At 62.5% G+C, this 16,352-nt stretch carries 14 protein-coding genes; 4 read left to right on the top strand and 10 right to left on the bottom strand.

What is annotated here, in order from left to right; translation table 11 throughout:
• Positions 1–41: 41 nt before the first annotated feature.
• From OXT71_00705 to OXT71_00695, 3 genes are all read right to left on the bottom strand, one after another.
• Positions 42–1,889: a hypothetical protein gene (locus tag OXT71_00705; protein MDE2924907.1), complete on the bottom strand. Its 1,848-nt coding sequence runs from the start codon at positions 1,887–1,889 to the stop codon at positions 42–44.
• A gap of 50 nt (positions 1,890–1,939) precedes the next feature.
• A complete protein-coding gene (locus OXT71_00700; GenBank protein ID MDE2924906.1) occupies positions 1,940–3,802 on the bottom strand; it encodes a hypothetical protein in 1,863 nt (620 codons plus the stop codon).
• A gap of 162 nt (positions 3,803–3,964) precedes the next feature.
• On the bottom strand, positions 3,965–4,189 hold the full coding sequence (locus OXT71_00695; GenBank protein ID MDE2924905.1) for a hypothetical protein: 225 nt from the start codon (positions 4,187–4,189) through the stop codon (positions 3,965–3,967).
• A 491-nt stretch (positions 4,190–4,680) separates the two neighbouring features.
• On the opposite strand from OXT71_00695, the gene OXT71_00690 reads away from it, so the two are divergent.
• From OXT71_00690 to OXT71_00680, 3 genes are all read left to right on the top strand, one after another.
• Positions 4,681–5,223 carry an RNA polymerase sigma factor gene (locus OXT71_00690; GenBank protein ID MDE2924904.1) on the top strand — a complete coding sequence of 181 codons (543 nt, stop codon included), beginning with the start codon at positions 4,681–4,683 and terminating at the stop codon, positions 5,221–5,223.
• A 484-nt stretch (positions 5,224–5,707) separates the two neighbouring features.
• Positions 5,708–6,580 carry a hypothetical protein gene (locus tag OXT71_00685; protein ID MDE2924903.1) on the top strand — a complete coding sequence of 291 codons (873 nt, stop codon included), beginning with the start codon at positions 5,708–5,710 and terminating at the stop codon, positions 6,578–6,580.
• Positions 6,581–6,685: 105 nt separating this feature from the next.
• Positions 6,686–7,915, top strand: coding sequence for a TIGR03435 family protein (locus OXT71_00680; GenBank protein ID MDE2924902.1), 1,230 nt, complete (start codon positions 6,686–6,688; stop codon positions 7,913–7,915).
• 88 nt (positions 7,916–8,003) lie between these two features.
• Here the strand turns inward: OXT71_00680 and OXT71_00675 are convergent, their stop codons facing one another.
• The 6 genes from OXT71_00675 to OXT71_00650 all read right to left on the bottom strand — a co-directional run bounded on the left by OXT71_00675 (position 8,004) and on the right by OXT71_00650 (position 13,287).
• Positions 8,004–9,263, bottom strand: a complete 1,260-nt coding sequence (locus OXT71_00675) for an MFS transporter (GenBank protein ID MDE2924901.1) — start codon at positions 9,261–9,263, stop codon at positions 8,004–8,006.
• A gap of 87 nt (positions 9,264–9,350) precedes the next feature.
• Complete coding sequence (locus OXT71_00670; protein ID MDE2924900.1) at positions 9,351–10,103, bottom strand: amidohydrolase family protein; 753 nt, start codon at positions 10,101–10,103, stop codon at positions 9,351–9,353.
• Positions 10,100–10,855 carry a hypothetical protein gene (locus OXT71_00665; GenBank protein MDE2924899.1) on the bottom strand — a complete coding sequence of 252 codons (756 nt, stop codon included), beginning with the start codon at positions 10,853–10,855 and terminating at the stop codon, positions 10,100–10,102. Before OXT71_00665 ends, OXT71_00670 begins: the two co-directional genes overlap by 4 nt.
• A gap of 14 nt (positions 10,856–10,869) precedes the next feature.
• A complete protein-coding gene (locus OXT71_00660) occupies positions 10,870–11,733 on the bottom strand; it encodes a PIG-L family deacetylase (GenBank protein MDE2924898.1) in 864 nt (287 codons plus the stop codon).
• Between the two features lie 25 nt (positions 11,734–11,758).
• Positions 11,759–12,745 (bottom strand): ADP-glyceromanno-heptose 6-epimerase, encoded by a 987-nt coding sequence (rfaD, locus tag OXT71_00655; protein ID MDE2924897.1) that lies wholly within the window; start codon positions 12,743–12,745, stop codon positions 11,759–11,761.
• Positions 12,746–12,765: 20 nt separating this feature from the next.
• A complete protein-coding gene (locus OXT71_00650; protein MDE2924896.1) occupies positions 12,766–13,287 on the bottom strand; it encodes an adenylyltransferase/cytidyltransferase family protein in 522 nt (173 codons plus the stop codon).
• 110 nt (positions 13,288–13,397) lie between these two features.
• Between OXT71_00650 and OXT71_00645 the strand changes: the two genes are divergently transcribed.
• A complete protein-coding gene (locus tag OXT71_00645; protein ID MDE2924895.1) occupies positions 13,398–14,690 on the top strand; it encodes a sialidase family protein in 1,293 nt (430 codons plus the stop codon).
• Between the two features lie 21 nt (positions 14,691–14,711).
• On the opposite strand, the gene OXT71_00640 is transcribed toward OXT71_00645, so the two are convergent.
• On the bottom strand, positions 14,712–16,211 hold the full coding sequence (locus OXT71_00640) for a hypothetical protein (protein MDE2924894.1): 1,500 nt from the start codon (positions 16,209–16,211) through the stop codon (positions 14,712–14,714).
• Between the last annotated feature and the right edge of the window lie 141 nt (positions 16,212–16,352).

Raw genomic sequence — 16,352 nt, 5'->3', positions numbered from 1 at the left:
CGGAGGAACGGGTTCGGGGGTCGGTTCTCTTTACGCCGCCGTCACCGCACGGAAAACGCGTAACCCAAGGCATGCGCCGCCTTCCGAAACGCCGCCTCGGATCTTGTGGCAACGACGAGCCGGCGCGGGCCGGCACGGATGCAGTGCTTGGTAGCCCGCGGATCGGCCACGATACGGTCGGCGATCTCCTTGTCCGCGCATTCGATGATCAGGGCCTGTCCCTTCGCGGTCAGGGCTCGCGATCCCTGCTCGACACGGCGGAAAAACCCTTCCACCCGGTCCGGCAGGGGCTGATCTTTGCGCGCGGTGAGAAACTCCCTCAATTGCGCCACATCCTGGCCGCTTTCCACGGCCGACATGGCTCGAGCGAGATCCAGACGCCAGACGCCGTCCGACACGGTCTTGGCATAGGTCTCCAGCAGCACACGTTCTTCCGGCCGCAGCGGCGCCGTCGACTGCACGCGAAGATCGGTAAACAGGGTCAGCGCCGTTCGGACCGGAGGCGCGGCCGGCTCGTAAATGTCGGCCTGATCGAGGCAATAGGCGCCGAGCGGATTGAGTCGAAAATACTCCAGGCCATCGTACCGGCTGAGGAACTCCAGATCATCGGCGCCCCACAGGCCGATGTAATCGCGCCGCGCGTGGCGCGGGTCGGTGAACGCCACGTCCACCATGCCCAGGGTGGCCGCGTACTCGAACAACAGGCACAGGACATATCGCCCCTGCAGCGCGTTCCAACTCTGATCACCGGCAAGCCCGAAGCTCCCGTGCTCCGGCCCGCCGAGGTAGAGGTGCCAGGGATACCGCGTGACGCTGAAGTCCAGTTCCGCCGCCTGCATAAACCGAAAGAACTCGTCCACCTGAACCCACCGGCCGACCGGACATTCCGCGAGCGCCTCGTCGACCCAGGGCCGGCGGTTGCGCGGCGCGGTCATCGTCCGTTTGCCCCGGCCCCGGGTCTGCCCCTTGATCTCCTCCACCCGGCTGAACTCGTCCAACAGGGTGTTCTTCAGCCAAGCTTTCCAGGTCCGCCGGAGGGTCTCGGCGGGCAGCGCCGTGAAGGCCGCGCGTCCGGCCTTGGTCAACGCCAGCTTGGAGCCGCGCAACTGGGAAAGCTTGCCGGCCTGCACCAACCAGGGCCAGGCGAAGGACCGGATGGGGCCGACGAACTGTGTCCACCGCTTCTTCTTCTCGGTTGCGTCGTAAAAGTCGCCGTCGTAAAGCACCTCCGCGACGCGTCGCACGGAGACCGCGGACGCGCGCCGGGTCTTCCTGCTGATGGAGATCCTGCCGGCATCGATGAGGCGGAGCACGGCCAGCAGGTCGTACGCCGCAGCCTGCTCCATGTTGCGGCAATTCAGGGACACTCTGTCGAACTTCGGTTTCTGCCCCTTGGGAACAAATCCGCTCCGGCGCCGATCGACGAAATCCGGAGCTTCCTCCACCGAGGCGACGGTCGGGAACTCCGGCTCGGGAACAAACTCCCGGAGCTGCTTCCGGAGGTCGCTGGGAATGGTGGTCGGGGGACGATACCGTTCGCCGTCCGGCGGGTAGAGAAACAAGTGCAACAGGGTCGGTTTCTCAGTTTCGCCCCGGTCGATACCCCTCGGCAGCACTCCGTACTTGGCGCGAAACCGTTGGGCGTTGAATCGGCCCTCCAGGCCATAGAGCGTCTCCTTCACCGCCAACTGCTGGGTTCGGTTGAGCCGCTTCCACAGGTCTCGTAACGACCTGCCAGTCAGCCGGGGCAAGATGGACTCCACCATGCCGGCCTTCCGTGTCGGTCGCGGCTTGCGAATCGACAGCAACCCCATCATGGGTTTGAGGGTCGGGACCATCAGTGCCGACAGAGCTTTCTCCACGGTGGCGGACGGCAGTTCGATTCTCATGGCTCAGGGTCTCCGAATTCGAAGGTCGTCGACCGCAGGATACATCGAGTTCAACGAAGAGATCGTCTGGGCAGGGACAGAGCGTATCCCAGGGCATGGGCCGCCCGGCGAAACTTGGCTTCTGATTTTGCGGGAACGACGAGCCGGAGCGAACCGGCGCGCCTGCAGTACTTGGCGGCCTGTTGGTCGGCGACAATCCGGTCCGCGATCTCCTTGCTCGCGCACTTGATCAACACGGCCGCCCCCTCCGGCTTCAGGGCGCGCCCACCGAGCTCGACGGTGCGGAGAAACCCCTCGACCCTTTCGGGCAACGGTTGATCGTCGCGGGCGGCGAGAAACTTTCCCAGTTGCGTCACGTCGTGACCGCGCTCGACGGCCGAAAGAGAGCGAGAGAGATCCAGCCGCCATCTCCCGTCGGACTCCGGCTCGGCGTAGATCTCCAACAGCACGCGTTCCGGCGGCGGCAGTGGAGCCGACGACTGTACTCGAAGGTCGCTGAAGAGGGTCAGGCGGGTACGACGCGGAGGAATCGCCGGCTCATATCTGTCGGTCCGGCCGAGACAGTAGGCACCAAGCGGATTGAGCCGAAAATATTCCAGCCCGTCGTAACGGCTGAGGAATTCCATTTCTTCCGTGCCCCAGATGTGCCAGTAATCAGGCCGCGCTCCGCGTGGATCCGTGAACGCGACGTCCACTAAGCCGAGCGTGGCCGCGTACTCGAACAACAGACACAGGACATAGCGGCCCGGGAGAAGGCTCCACTCCTGATTGTCGGCCTCTGAGAAGTTGCCATGCTGGATCTCGCCGACGTAGAGACGCCAAGGAAAACGCGTCACATCGAAATCCGGATGCGCCGCCAGCATGAAGCGAAAGAACTCGTCCACCTGGACCCACCGGCCCAAGGGACATTCCGCGAGCGCCGCGGCGACAACTGGCCGGCGCTTGCGCGGCGCCGTCATGGTCGGTCTGCCCGGCACCCAGTGCTGGCCCTTGATCTCGTCCATGCGGCTGAACTCGTCCAACAACGTATTCTTCAGCCACGACCGCCAGATTCGCCGGAGCGTATCGGCGGGCGGAGCCGTGAAGGCCATGCGTCCCGCCTCGGTCAAGGCCAGTTTGGACCCGCGCGGTTGGGCCAGCTTGCCGGCTTGCACCAACCACGGCCAGGCGAACGCCCGAATGGGTCCGGCCTCCTCCTCCTGGGACTCCCGCTCCTTGCCGGCGTCGAAAAAGTCCCCGTCGTGAAGCACCTCCCCGAGTCGTCTCAGGGTCCCTGCGGATGAACGTTGATGAAAGGTGTCGAAGGCGACCCCGCCCTGATCGATCAAACGAAGCACCGCCAGCAGGTCGTACGACGCAGCCTGCTCCATATCGCGTCGAGTCACAGTAACTCTGTCGACTTTTCGTTTCTGCCCCGGGGGAACGGGGGTGCGCCGGCGGCGACCGACGACCTCCGGAACCTGGTCCACCGAAACGAGGGCCGGAGCCGCCGGCTCGGACAGGAACTCGAGGAGCTTTTGCTCGAGATCTCTGGGGATCGTGGTCGGCAAGAACATGCGGTAGCCGTCCGGCGGATAGAGAAAGAAGTGCAACAGCGAAGACTTCCCGGAACTCTCCGTGTCGAACCCCTTCGGCAGCACGCCGTACTTGACGCGAAACCGGCTGGCGTTGAATCGGACTCCCAGGCCGGTAAGCGTTTCCGTCACCGCCAGCCGCTGAGTTTCGTCAAGGCGTTCCCACAGTTGACGCAATGACTTGCCGGTCAGCCGGAGCCGGATGGCGTCCACCATCCCCGCTTTCAGCTTCGGCCGCGGTTTGGGGACGGGAAGCAGTTCCATCATGCTCCGGAGGGTCGGCAACGTCAGTGCGGACAGGGCGTCTTCCAGGGTGTCTGACGGCATCTCGACTCTCATTGCCCAGGCTCTCCGAGTTCGACGACCTCAGGATGCATGGCGCCCACCCACGAGGACCTCAGCGCGTGAAGAAACAGACTGTCCCCTTTGTTTGCGTAAACGCGTGGTCCTGAAGGCGGCGATAGGCATCCCATAAGCTCTGTCGCGTAAACGAACGCACGTCTACAGATCGCCCATGGCCAGAGGCCGAGTTCTCCCTGCACGGTGTTCGGACAGAGCTTCGTCCGCCAGGCGTTCCAGCAGATCCTTCGACTCCGGGCGGGCAAACAGCTCAGACCATTGCCGCTCCGATTCCAATTCAGCCAGCAGGAAGCGCGTGATCCTGTCCTGCTCCACTTGCGGGAGCTCGGCGGCTCTCTCAAAGGCCTCTTGAAGAAGTTGGTTCACCTGCTTTCCTCCCGTTTCAAGAGAGTTCGGCAACGCCGAGTTTAAATCCTCTCAAGGATATCAACTGCCAATGGTAGACATCGGAGGGCCCCGACTTGGTTCAGGATTTCACCGTACGTAGCAGCCTGACCAAGCGTGTCGAGTTCGAGCCGGACCGAACTGCCAATCTGCATGTTTACCCGGCGGGTTGGCCGGATCGACATTAGGCTGGCACATCCGCGCCATCACGCCAGCCGGAGCGACTCCGTGGAAGAACAGACTGTCCCCTTCTTCCGCGCGCGCGCCCTTCTTCCGCCTTCCCTTCTTCCGTCCCATCAATTGGACATATTTCGAACCCTGATCGACTAATGTCGGACACGAGAAACCAGTGTGGTCCAACGGCCTGTCACGGCTTGTCCGGACCCGGTACAGAAACGATCAAACCCGCTCATCCCAACGATTCCGGTGTCAGGCGCGTCTTTATTGGAAGAGGGTGGGCGGGAAGGACGTTAATGGACGAGGCTGAAAAGAGGCTTCGGGATCTCGCTCGAGAGGCGCGGGATGGAAACCGCCAAGCCTTTGACCTGCTTATCGGTCATTACCAGACGAGAGTGATGAAAACAGCGCTCTATCTGACACGGAACTTGGCCGACGCAGAAGACGTGGCGCAGGAGGTGTACATCAAGATCTTCCGACGGTTGCCCCAATTCAAGACGGTTCGGGAGCTGGATGGGTGGATCTACCGGGTCACCGTCAATGCAGCACGCGACGCCCACCGGCGGCGGCGGATATGGAGCCCCTTGAAGGAATTGTTTGCAGCAGAGCCCTCCGCCGATCCTGTTCTGCAAAGAGAGATCCGAAATCGGCTCCTCGAAGCGCTTTCCGGCCTTTCGTTCAATGAACGAGCCACCTTCATCTTCAAGGAGTTCCATGAACTGCCGACGGACGAGGTGGCTCTGATCCTGGGCAGGAAGGCGGCGACCATTCGCTTTTATCTCCATAGCGCCAGGAAGAAGCTGCGGAAGTCATTGGGTGACTTCAGGGAACACCGATGAACCGATTCCTTAGAGAAGAGTGGCGAGATACGGATGTACCGGAAGCGGTCTATCGACGGGCCCGCGACCGCGCGTGGGAGAGAATCCGAAAAGGAGAGAGGACCCGAAGTCCCATTCCGATCCTTGGCACCCTGGCGGCGGCTGCGATTGTGGCCTGCATCCTGTTGCTGCAAATCCCGGACGCTCCTCCCGTATCAGAGAAGATCACCAGCCTGCCCTTGCCGAACGATAGAGGCATGGACTCTCTTGCATTAATGCCAAGGCCAAAGCCGTGGCCCGTTGCACCGGAAGCCGCTGACAAGGATCAATCCCTGACGGACCGGATTCAACTCAAGGAGGAGGTTCCACCCTCCCGAAGGGCAGAGACTGCCGTCGCCCGAATCTCGACACAAACTAAGCAAAGAACCGCCCGGCAACTGGTTTTACATTTCCGGCTTCCCAAGACCGGTACAAGGATGATGTGGATCCTGACAAAGGAGGGACTGTGAACAGAAAACGAGCGATCCTGATCGTCAATCTTTTCCTCGTCGGGTCAGCCTGGACCGAGCTCGCGCCGGGCCAGCCTCAAGCGAGCGAGCTGATCACGAAAGTCTATGAGATCAAATGGAGAACGGCGGATGATCTGGCAAGTCTTTTGGGTAGCTTTCCGCACACAACGGTCATGCGTCAGCAGGGAAGAGGATCACTGACAGCAGAGGAACCCGTTGCGAACAAAATGGCGAACGCTACAGGCAGTGGCCAACACATAATTGGGGTAAGTGACGTTTTCAACACGATCACGATATCGGCGCCACCGGAGCAACACCTGATCTTCCAGGAGCTCATCCGAAAACATGACACGCCGCCGAAGCGAGTCCTATTTCAGTTCTACGTCCTCGGTGCCAAACGTCAGGGCGAAGGAACCAAGAACGGACTACCCGCCTCCATACAAGCAGTTGTGGACGACATATCCTCCCTCACCCAGTACCGCCGATTCGAGGTCTTGGGAAGCCCTGTGATTACGGTCAATGAAGGTGGAGGCGATCCGCACAGCGTGGCGATAAAAGGCAAGGCTATCTTGGAAGTGTCAGGCATTCGAGTGGTTCCGGCTCCAGACAAGACCAGCATTATCGTTGACAAGTTTCGCTTCGAAGCCGGCTATGAAGGGCTCGACAATACACTGCTATTTAGATTCCCCGGTGTGACCCAACGGGCGCCTTCCCTAGCGGAGCTGGCCAGATTCAGCACGGCCTCAATCGTCACTCCATTTGTCGCCATCAGTGGCGAGACGCTTGTGGTCGGCACGTCTCATTTGAGTGACACGTCAGAACTTGGAGACGCCGTGATCATCGTGGTCACCCCTCGGGTATTGGAGTGACGTTCCGGTGGTGACTAGCAGCATTCCACACCACTGAAACAGATACGGGAACTTCAACAGGCCGCACGGCGGTAGCCGACGATAGTGGTGGAATGGAGAAATCCCATGCGAACAATATACCCAAGCATTCTCGTTGCAGTCATTTGCGGGGGCCTTTTGGGACCCGCCTGTCAACTGCCGCCGGAGTCTTTGTCTGACCCACAAAAGGAGTCGATGGTTGGTGGCCCCGCTCCCGGGTTCAATTCGGGAGGTGCGCTTCAGATCCTTGAAGGAAAAGACTTGGCACTTTCATCTCTTCTCGGACAAACAGTGGTCTTCGAGTTTTGGGCAACATGGTGCGGCCCATGCGTCCGAATCATTCCTCACTGGAATGGGCTGGTTGAAAAGCTCTCCGGGAAGCCCATATCCTTCATCTCCATTTCGGCTGATGAAGACGAAGATCGACTTCGTGGATTCCTTAAGACAACACCCATGCGGGGCGTATCAGCCTGGGATCCAGACCAAGAATGGTTCAAGGCTTACCAGGCGACACCTATTCCCCACACTGTGATCGTCGATTCCGCGGGCAGAATCGCCGGAATCACTTCTCCTTCGAATCTGACTGTCGCGGTGTTGGAGAAGATCATGGAGGGTACGCCCGTCAATCTGCCCCAAAAAGAGACAATTGAGGCCAACCTCGAATGGGACCGGACAGAGATCAAGTGGGAAGACGGGATAGCGCCTCTGACGCAGGTTCTTATCAAACCTGTTTCCGCAATGGGAACGGCTGCCTCGATGTATTCTCCCGGGAGCAATCGCCTCGTTGCAGATGGGATATTTCTCAAGGCCTTGATTCATCTTGCTTTTGAAGTCTCTCCACCCTATTGCGATTACCGCTTGTTCCAATCAGAACAGCAATATCGCGTCTCTGCCATCGTGCCAAAGGGCCAAGAGTCTCGACTTCTACCTCTCCTGCGAGAGTCTCTGAAGAGCAGTTTTGGGTTGTCCGTCTACTGGGAAAATCAGGAGAAGGAAGTACTCGTTCTCAAACGGTTGCCTCGGGAGAAGAGTGAGCTTAGACCTTCACAAGCGGCGAAAAGCAGTTTCTGGTTTATGCGAGGCACCCTCCATGGAACCAAGCAGACTATGGAGAGCCTTTGCCACGCGGTGGCTGAGTGGATTGGACTGCCGGTCATAGATGAGACCGGACTGAGTGGCCAATACGATTGGGAACTTCCGTACCAACCAGGCGACCCGAATGTCTTGATAGCCGCCCTGCGCAAGGAACTGGGATTGGTAGCCGAAAAGTCTCGCCGCCCGATTCAGGTTCTGGTGGTCGAAAACTCTGGAAAATGAAATCGCTCAATATGTACTTCATCCAATGTAGCTGAGAGTTTTCGTGGCTTGGGAGAAGTAAATTGGATCCCCGGTCGCCCTGACGCCGTTACCCCCGCCGGACCGGCGTCGCTTGGGGCGAGAGCCGCAGGATCAGCGTCAGGGATACCAGTGCCGCCGTCACTCCGAAGAGGAAGCTGGCCGGAAAGCCGAGCGTGTCGGCGAGCCCGCCGTGCAGGGCCGGGCCCAGGCTGCTCACCGGAGTCACCAGTCCGAGGATGGCCAGGTTGCGGGTGGAGTCGGCGGCCGACGAGATGCTGATGACGTAATTGGGGAAGTAGACGCCACCCAACTCTCCGGCGCCCATGATGCCGAAGGCCAGCAGGTAGAGGTGTCCGGGGATGAACCAGGCCCAGAGCACGGCCGCGCCCACCAGGCCGGTGCAGGTCAGCAGGGGCGCCCGAAATCCCCACCGGATGGCGATCACGCCCAGCACGAATCCGCCCACGCACTTGAATCCGAAGCGGAGGGCCATCATCCAGCCCGAAAGCTCTTGCGGCTCCCGATTCAAGGCTTCGCGGGCGAACAGCGACAGGTTGGGCATGGTGTTGATGGTCAGATACCAGAAGAAGTATGCGAGCCAAACCAGAAGCAGGACCCGGAGGGTCCAGAAGGAACGAAGGCTCCGCCAGAGGTAGGGGAGCAGGTTGGGCGGCTTTTCCTCCTGCACGTCCAGCAGGCGGTACCGGCTGGAGAGGATGGAAATGGCCACCATGCAGGGCACGCCCGTCAGGTAGAGGAGGCCGAAGTCATAGGGAAAGGAGAGTCCCTCGATGCCTCCTCCCAGCACGAATTGAGCCCAGAGGGAACCGGCCACCCCGGCCATCGGCGACACCGCGTAGGCCCACTTCAACGCCCGGGCCCGCCCCTTGGGGGTGGTGCCGCGCTTCAGGCATTGGAAGCCGTAGACGTGGGCCACCGACGCCGACACCCCCTGGATGAGGCCCTGCCCGACGACGGCCCACAGCCGCACGGTATTGGAAACGGGCAGGATCAAGGTGGCGAGAACCATCAGGAAGGCCGACATGGTGACCAGGTAGGCCGTGACCAGCGTGGTGCGGGTCCACCGGTGAGGGATGACCCATGAGAGGACCAGGGGCGCCAACGAACCCAGGAGATAGGTGGAGGCGGGCAGGTTGGCCACCGTGGCGCTGGCGCCGAGGCGGTCGCAGAGGGCCGCCTGTACGATGCCGATGTAGACGACGGGAGCGGCGAAATAGATCAGGAACGACTTCAGGATCAGGATCCGGCCGTTGTACCGGTCCATGGCCGGCGTCGCCATGACGGCCTTAGCGGTTCCGGTCTCCAAGGATTGGCGGTCCTCCTCCAATTGCTCGTCTCCTGCGAGTTTCGGGTCGTGTCGGTCGCGGCCGGCCGGATATCGGTGAGCCGGGCCTCAGATCCCCAGGATTCGGGCGGCGTTTCCGCCGAGGGCCAGGCGCTTGGCCTCGTCGGAGATCCGGGCCGTGATGATTTTCCCCAGTTGAGGGCGGGGATCCATCAGGGGCGTGTCCGAGCCGAAGAGAACCCGGTCGGCTCCCCCTTCCTCCACCAGTTGCTCGACGACTCCCGGAGTGCGGAACGTGGAGCAGGTCTCCAGGTAGACGTTGTCGTTGGCCTGGGCCGCGGCGATGGCCTGCGCCCGTTCCACTGGGGTGTTCCCCGAGTGCCCCGAGACGAACTTGACCTTGGGGAAGCGGGGCGCCACTTCACCCAGGAACTTGGGATAGGCCTGCCACTCGGTTCCGGTGTGATGGATGAGGGCCAGTTCCCGCTCGTTGGCGAATTCGTAGATGGGATCCCAGATGGGATGTTCCAGGGACCAGTGAACGAAGGGGGGATAGAGCTTGATGGCCACGAGCCCCAGGGTGTCGATGGCCCGCTCCAGCTCGGCCACCATGCTGTCCGCCGGCATCAGTGGACAGACGTAGGCGAAGCCCACGAAGCGGTCGGGGTGGCGGGCTACGAACCGGGCCGTCATGTCGTTGCCCGTGGTTCCGTCCGGATAGTAGATGTTGAACACGCAGGAGACGTCGATGCCGCAGGAATCCATGGTGTGCAGCATCAGGTCGGGATCGTCCACCATCCCCATGATGTCGTTGGCCCCCACATGTCCATGAAAATCGATCACTCGCACGCCGTCGATCATGATTCCACTCCCAGGATTCTCAGCAGATTGCCTTCGCAGACCAGGGCAAGTTCCTTGTCGTCAAGCCCCACGTGATGCAGGTAGAAGAGCATGGGACCCATGGCGAGGCGCCAATACCAGGATCCATAGACGAAACGTTCCACTCCGAACTCCTCCAGCAGCGCCTCGATCTGGCCGATGGGCTCGTAGCGGCTCAATTCCAGGTTTGTCCGGGGCAGCGCCTTCATCATGGGCTGAACCCACATGGCGTGCATATAGTGAGCCCCCACCAGCACCGTCTCCAGGTCCGGATAGGCCTGGAGGGTGGTCACGATGTCATCCGGGTCCATCTCCGGAAGCGGAACCCACAACGGGATCCCCTCCCGGCTCAGCCAGCTCAGGAGCGGGTCGTAACCCCAGGGACGAAAGGGGAAATCGACGATGTCCAGGCCGGCCAGGCGAACGCTGCTCACCCTTCCCTGGGAATGGAGTTCCTGCAACTGATCCAGGGAACGGGGCAGCGGATGGGCGCTCCATTGGGGATGAAGCCTGCCGTCGCCGCCGAGCCACGCCTCCAGCGCCCGGTTTCCGTCCACCGGGGAGGTCAGGTCGCCCAGGGCATGGTAGATCACGGCCCGGCCCACCCCGTGGGTGTCCATTTCCGCCAGCAGGCCGGCGCGGTCGACACAGGGAGAGACTTCAGTGTGATGATTGCCCACCTTGACGTTGGCGTCGAAGACGGGCACCCGCGGTTTGAAAGATAGGGAAGTCATAAAAACTCCTTACGTTAGTCCACCCGAACCCGGTAGGAGTGGCGCCGCATCATCTCATGATCCGACTCCTTGGCCACCCGCAGGGCGTGGCTGGTCACGGGAAGATAGGTGTGGACCTCGGCGTTCATCTTGATGAAACCCTCGGCGTAGGCGACGCGGCCCCCGACCCCGAAGGCTCCGTCACTCGTTTCGATCCGCTTGCGGGCGTAGGCGCCACCGTACCCCTGGCTCTCCAGGCAGTCCAGGGCAGCCAGCTTCTTGTCCACCACGTCGGTGATCTCGATCAGCACGTCGTTGTAGACCCCGACCCGGGCGGCCCAGACGTCGCTGGGGACAGCGGCGGCTCCGGTCCCGAAGAAGAAGACCTGGGCCGCTTTGGTGGGCGGATTCCGGTCCCCCGGGTCCACCGAATGAGCGAAATGGATGGCGTGCATCACGATCTGACCGGTGATGGCGTGGGGTTGGGCCACACCGTCCCCTTCCTTGGGGTAATGGGTCAGGATCACGTTGGGGCGGAGCTTCCGCAGCAGCCGGGCCAGCCGCCGGACCACCTCCTCGGTCACCAGCAGGATGGAGTCGTCGGCCCCGAAGAAGTAGAGGTCTTCGACTCCCAACAGCCGGCAGGCGCGCCGGACTTCCTGGGCCTTCACGTCTGAGCGTTCCTCGATCATTCCCTCCAGGACCGAGGCTTCAGGGATGGTCTCCCGGCCGTGCATGGAGTCGCTGATGACCTTGTCGTGGACCCGGGCTCCGTGGGTCAGCACGACGCAGCCCACCCAGTCGCCGCGGGCGGTGTGATGGGCCATGGTGCCGCCGCACTGGTCGAAGATATCCGCCGGATGCGCACCGATGGAGAGAATGCGAAGAGGTTCGGCCACGTGAGCTCCTTTCAACTTGGTGGATCTAGGCTGGGTCGGCCCCTCCAAGGACCGGATCCAGGTAGGTCGTCACATAGTCCCGGACCGCCTCTTCCAGGGAAGTGAAGGGGCGATCGTAACCGGCGGACCGGAGCTTGGCCCTGTCCGCCTGTGTGAAGTACTGGTACTGGTTGCGCAGGGACTCGGGCATGTCGATGTACTCGATCTCCGGCGAGCGTCCCATGGCGGCAAATAAGGCGTTCATCAGGTCGTTCCAGCTCCGGGCCCGCCCGGTGCCGCAGTTGAAGAGTCCCGAAACCTGGGGATGGTCGTCGAAAAAGAGGGTCACGTCCACCGCGTCCTTCACGTAGACGAAGTCGCGCAGTTGCTCGCCGTCGCCGTATCCGGGCCGGTGCGACTTGAAGAGCCGGACCCTTCCGGTGGAGACGATCTGGCCGTAGGCCTTGTGCACCATGGATCTCATCTCGCCCTTGTGATCCTCGTAGGGGCCGAAGACGTTGAAGTACTTGAGTCCCACGATCCGGTCGAAGAGTCCCTCCCTGGCAGCCCAATGGTCGAACAACTGCTTGGAGTAGCCGTACATGTTCAAGGGCCGGTAGTGGGGAATCCGGGCCTCGTCATCGGAGTAGCCCAGAGATCCGTCCCCGTAGGTGGCCGCGCTGGAAGCGTAGACGAAGCGCACGTCGCTGGAAAGGCACCATTGGCAGACTTCCTGGGAGTAACGGTAGTTGTTGTCCAGCAGGTAGTCGGCGTCGCGCTCCGTGGTGGAACTGCAGGCCCCCAGATGAAAGACCGTCTCCAGCTCGTCGATGGTGGAGTCTGCCATGAAGTCCCGGAACTCGCCCAGGTCCACCAGGTCGACAAACGAAAGGCCCAGCAGGTTCTTCCACTTCTGATCGGAGCCCAGACGGTCCACGATGAGGATGTCCTCGTGGCCCCGGGCATTGAGCGCCGCCACCAGGTTGCGGCCGATGAATCCGGCGCCGCCGGTGACGATGTACTGGACGGGCACGTTGCACTAACCTCGGTTCTTCAGCGGGATTCCTCTTCCCGGTCCTGGAACACTTCCCGAATCCGCCGAATGATCCCGCTGCTGGAGAGGCCCGGCACCAGGGGCGCCAGAACGACCCGGCCCCCGCTGGCCTCCACCACATCGCGGCCGCTCACATAGTGGGCCCAGTCCTCTGCCTTGACCAGCACATCGGGCAGCAATTCGGCGATCAGGTTCCGGGGCTCATCCTCGTCAAAAAGCACCACGTAGTCCACACACTCCAGGGCCGCCAGCATTCGGGACCGGTAAGGCTCCCGGATGATGGGCCGTTTGTCCCCCTTGATGGAGCGGATCGACTCGTCCGAGTTGAGACCCACGATCAGCACGTCTCCCAATTCCCGGGCCTGGTTCAGATAGGTGGTATGCCCGGCGTGGAGGAGGTCGAAAGTGCCGTTGGTGAAGACGATGGTCCGTTTCTGGTCCCGGAGCCGTTCACACTCCGCGGCCATCTGGTCTCGCGAGAGAACCTTGGACTCCGGAACCCGTGGCTGCTGAATCTTCACCGCCGCCGCTTCTCCTCGTTTTCGGAAGCCGCCCATTCTACAATGCCCGGGCTGCGTCCCGTAGCGCGGAATTGAAACTTGAACTCGACGCGGAATCAAGGAGAGTGAGCATGCAAGAGAGAAACAACCTGAGCCGGCGGCAATTCCTGGCAACCTCAATGGCGGGAGCCGCGGCTTTGAGGGCGTCCGGCACCGTTTCGGCGAGCGGACACACCTACGAGGGGCTGTTGCCGGCGGGCTCGGGACGGATCCTGGCCGCGTCGGAACGTGGCCATATTCTCACCCTGATGAACGAAAATTCCGGGTCATTCTCCCGAGACGGGGGAGAGACCTGGGGAAAGCCCTTCCCACTGATGCAGCAGGGAAAACCCATGAACGTCACGCGGAACCATCTCGTTCCTCTCAAAGGCGGAACCGTGGGCATGGTCTACGCCGAGGAACTGAGCGGTGCGCCGGCGCGCCACGCCGACCATCGAGTCCTGCGTTTCGCAACCTCCCGGGACGGCGGACGGAACTGGTCGAAGGGATCGGACATCGACCTGCCGGGACCCGGATCGGGTTCTTCGGGCGCCTTCTTGCAGGTTCCCTTCGGACGATTGACGGAGCTCTCCACGGGACGGTTGCTGCTGCCCGTTTACTGGCAGTTCAACGGGCTTCACCCCGAAACCCGCCAGGCCATGGCCACGGGAATGCTGGACGGGTATTCCATCGGCCTGGAAGGACACGCCCACCGGCCTCAGATGAGCGGCTGCTTCGCTTATTTCTCCGACGACCGCGGAGCGACCTGGCAGCGGTCCAAGGGGTCCATCATGGTCTGGCCCCTTCCCGGGGAGAGGAGCCTGGGGGGATTCGGCGGAACCGCCGAGCCGGTGGTGACCGAGCTCAAGGACGGATCCGTTCTCATGCTCATGAGGACCAAGGTGGGTCGCTTTTTCCAGACCCGCTCCGAAGATGGCGGCGAGAACTGGCATGAGGCGAGCCCCACCGCCCTCTCCACCGGCGACGTTCCCTGCGACGTGGACCGGCTCCGAGACTCGGGGCAACTGCTGGTGATCTGGAACCAGACCTCCGGGGACGAGATTCGCAACGGGTATTATCGTTCCCGCCTTTCCGTGGCCACCTCCGCCGACGAGGGCCAGACCTGGCGGAACTTCAAGACGGTGGACTCCAGTCCCGGCCTGGAACCGGCCGGCCGGATTTCCCCTCCGCCGGTGGCCCACATCCGGGTCAACCCGAAGGCGGGGAAACTCCCCAGCGGCTTTTTCCGATGCCACTATCCCTCCCTGGCCTTCTCCGGCGACCAGGTGCTCATGACCTACCAGTACGACACTGTCGAGAAGGGCAAGAGGACCCGGAGACTCAAGCTCGTGCGGGTGCCGGAGTCCTGGTTTCTGAGCGCCTGAGGAAGCGGGCGGCCAGCCGGTTCAGGGACGAGTTCGGGCATGCGGCTCCGAGCCGGGGTCGGAGGCCGGAATCCGGTTCAGCGTGTAATAGGCGCGTGCGTGGAGCAGTCCCTCTCCCTCGGCGGAGACGATGCCGGGCAGGTGCAGCTCGTGAACGTAGCCTGGCCGGAGACCCTCGACAATCAGGTCCACGGATCGACCGCCGGCGGCCACGCGAGCCTCTCTCAGGGTCAGTTCCCTGGTCTCGACCTCCGGACTGCCGTAGTCGGGATGGTAGAGATACGTATAGCTGATCATGCGGTAGGAATCGGTCTGCGCGGCCCGATCCGGGTCTGCGCGTCCGGTGAAGGTGAGCCGAAAGCCGTCGGGCAGGGCCCGCATCTCCCGGACCTCGAAGGGCGTGCGTCCGGTCCAGACCAGGCGTTCCAAGCCGTAGGAACGGGTACCCAGGGAATTCCAGCCGCGATTGGTCTCCCCCACGAAGAGCGAGCCGTCGGCTCCGAAGACCAGGCGGACGACGGCGCTCTGAAATCCGTCCCGGAAACGAAAGCAGGCGCCCTGGTATTGTCCGCCCACCCGTTCCAGAAACACCCGCGAGATCATGGCGTCGGTGAAATCCCCCACGAAGAGCTGTCCCTGGAAGGGACCGAAGCGGCCTGCCGAATGGTCCCACGCCAGGTCGGTGGCGCTCCGGCCCATCTTCCGGTAGGGGAACCAGACCGCCGGCAACTTGAATCCCGGAATCTGCGCGGCCGCCTCGACGACGGTGATGCCGGTGGGGATCCGCTCCGGACAGACGACGGGCGAGCCGGGCAGGGAGCACGACTTGAGGCCGTCGGGATGTCCGTAGAAGTCTCCCTCCTCCACGTGATGGAGAGCGCCGGTGGCGACCCAGCCTCCCTGCTGATCCGTGGTGAAGACTTCGCCGCGGCCGTTCATTCCGATCCCGCAAGGCGATCGCAGACCCGTCGCCACGGGGACCAGGCGGCCCTGCGGCGTCACCTTCAAGGCCCAGCCCCGCCAGGCATCGGCATCGGCGGTCAGATTCCCGATGGCGGCGTTGAGGGTGATCCAGAAATCCCCTTGCCCGTCGACCCGGGGGCCGTAAGCGTATTCGTGGTAGTGGCCCGTGAGGCCCCAGTCGTCGGTGACGGTGAGATACTCGTCGATCACGTCGTCGCCGTCGAGGTCCCGGAGCCGGGTCAGCTCGCTCCTCTGGGCCAGATAGAGGGAATCGCCGTGGCGAACCAGGCCCAGCGGCTCGTGGAGCGCCTGGGCGATCCTGCGAAATCGGAGCCCCTCGGCCGGTTCCTTGTAGGCGCCCTCCACCAGCCAGACCTCTCCTCGCCGGATGGCCGCGGCAATCCGTCCGTCGGGCAGCCGCTCCAGGCCGCTGACCTCGAAGGGGACGGTCTCCGGGACGGGAAGGGTGACGATGCGGTAGTAGTCCTCTTCCTGCGCGTCCAGGTCCGCGGCGAACGCCAGAACCAACGCCGACAGTAGGCCGATACGTTTCACCATGAGACTTCCTGTTCGATCCGGGCCTGCCCATCCCGGAACCGGACCGGCAGCAGCAACTCGCCGGCTCCGCCCGACCGGCGGAGCACGGGCATGGAGGCTTCCGGCTCGCCGAGCCGGGTCTTGAGGCCGCCGGGGGGATAG

Source organism: Acidobacteriota bacterium (assembly GCA_028874215.1).
Taxonomy (GTDB): domain Bacteria; phylum Acidobacteriota; class UBA6911; order RPQK01; family JAJDTT01; genus JAJDTT01.
The sequence above is the reverse complement of the archived record's forward strand: the minus strand, read 5'-3'. Positions and strand labels throughout refer to the sequence as shown.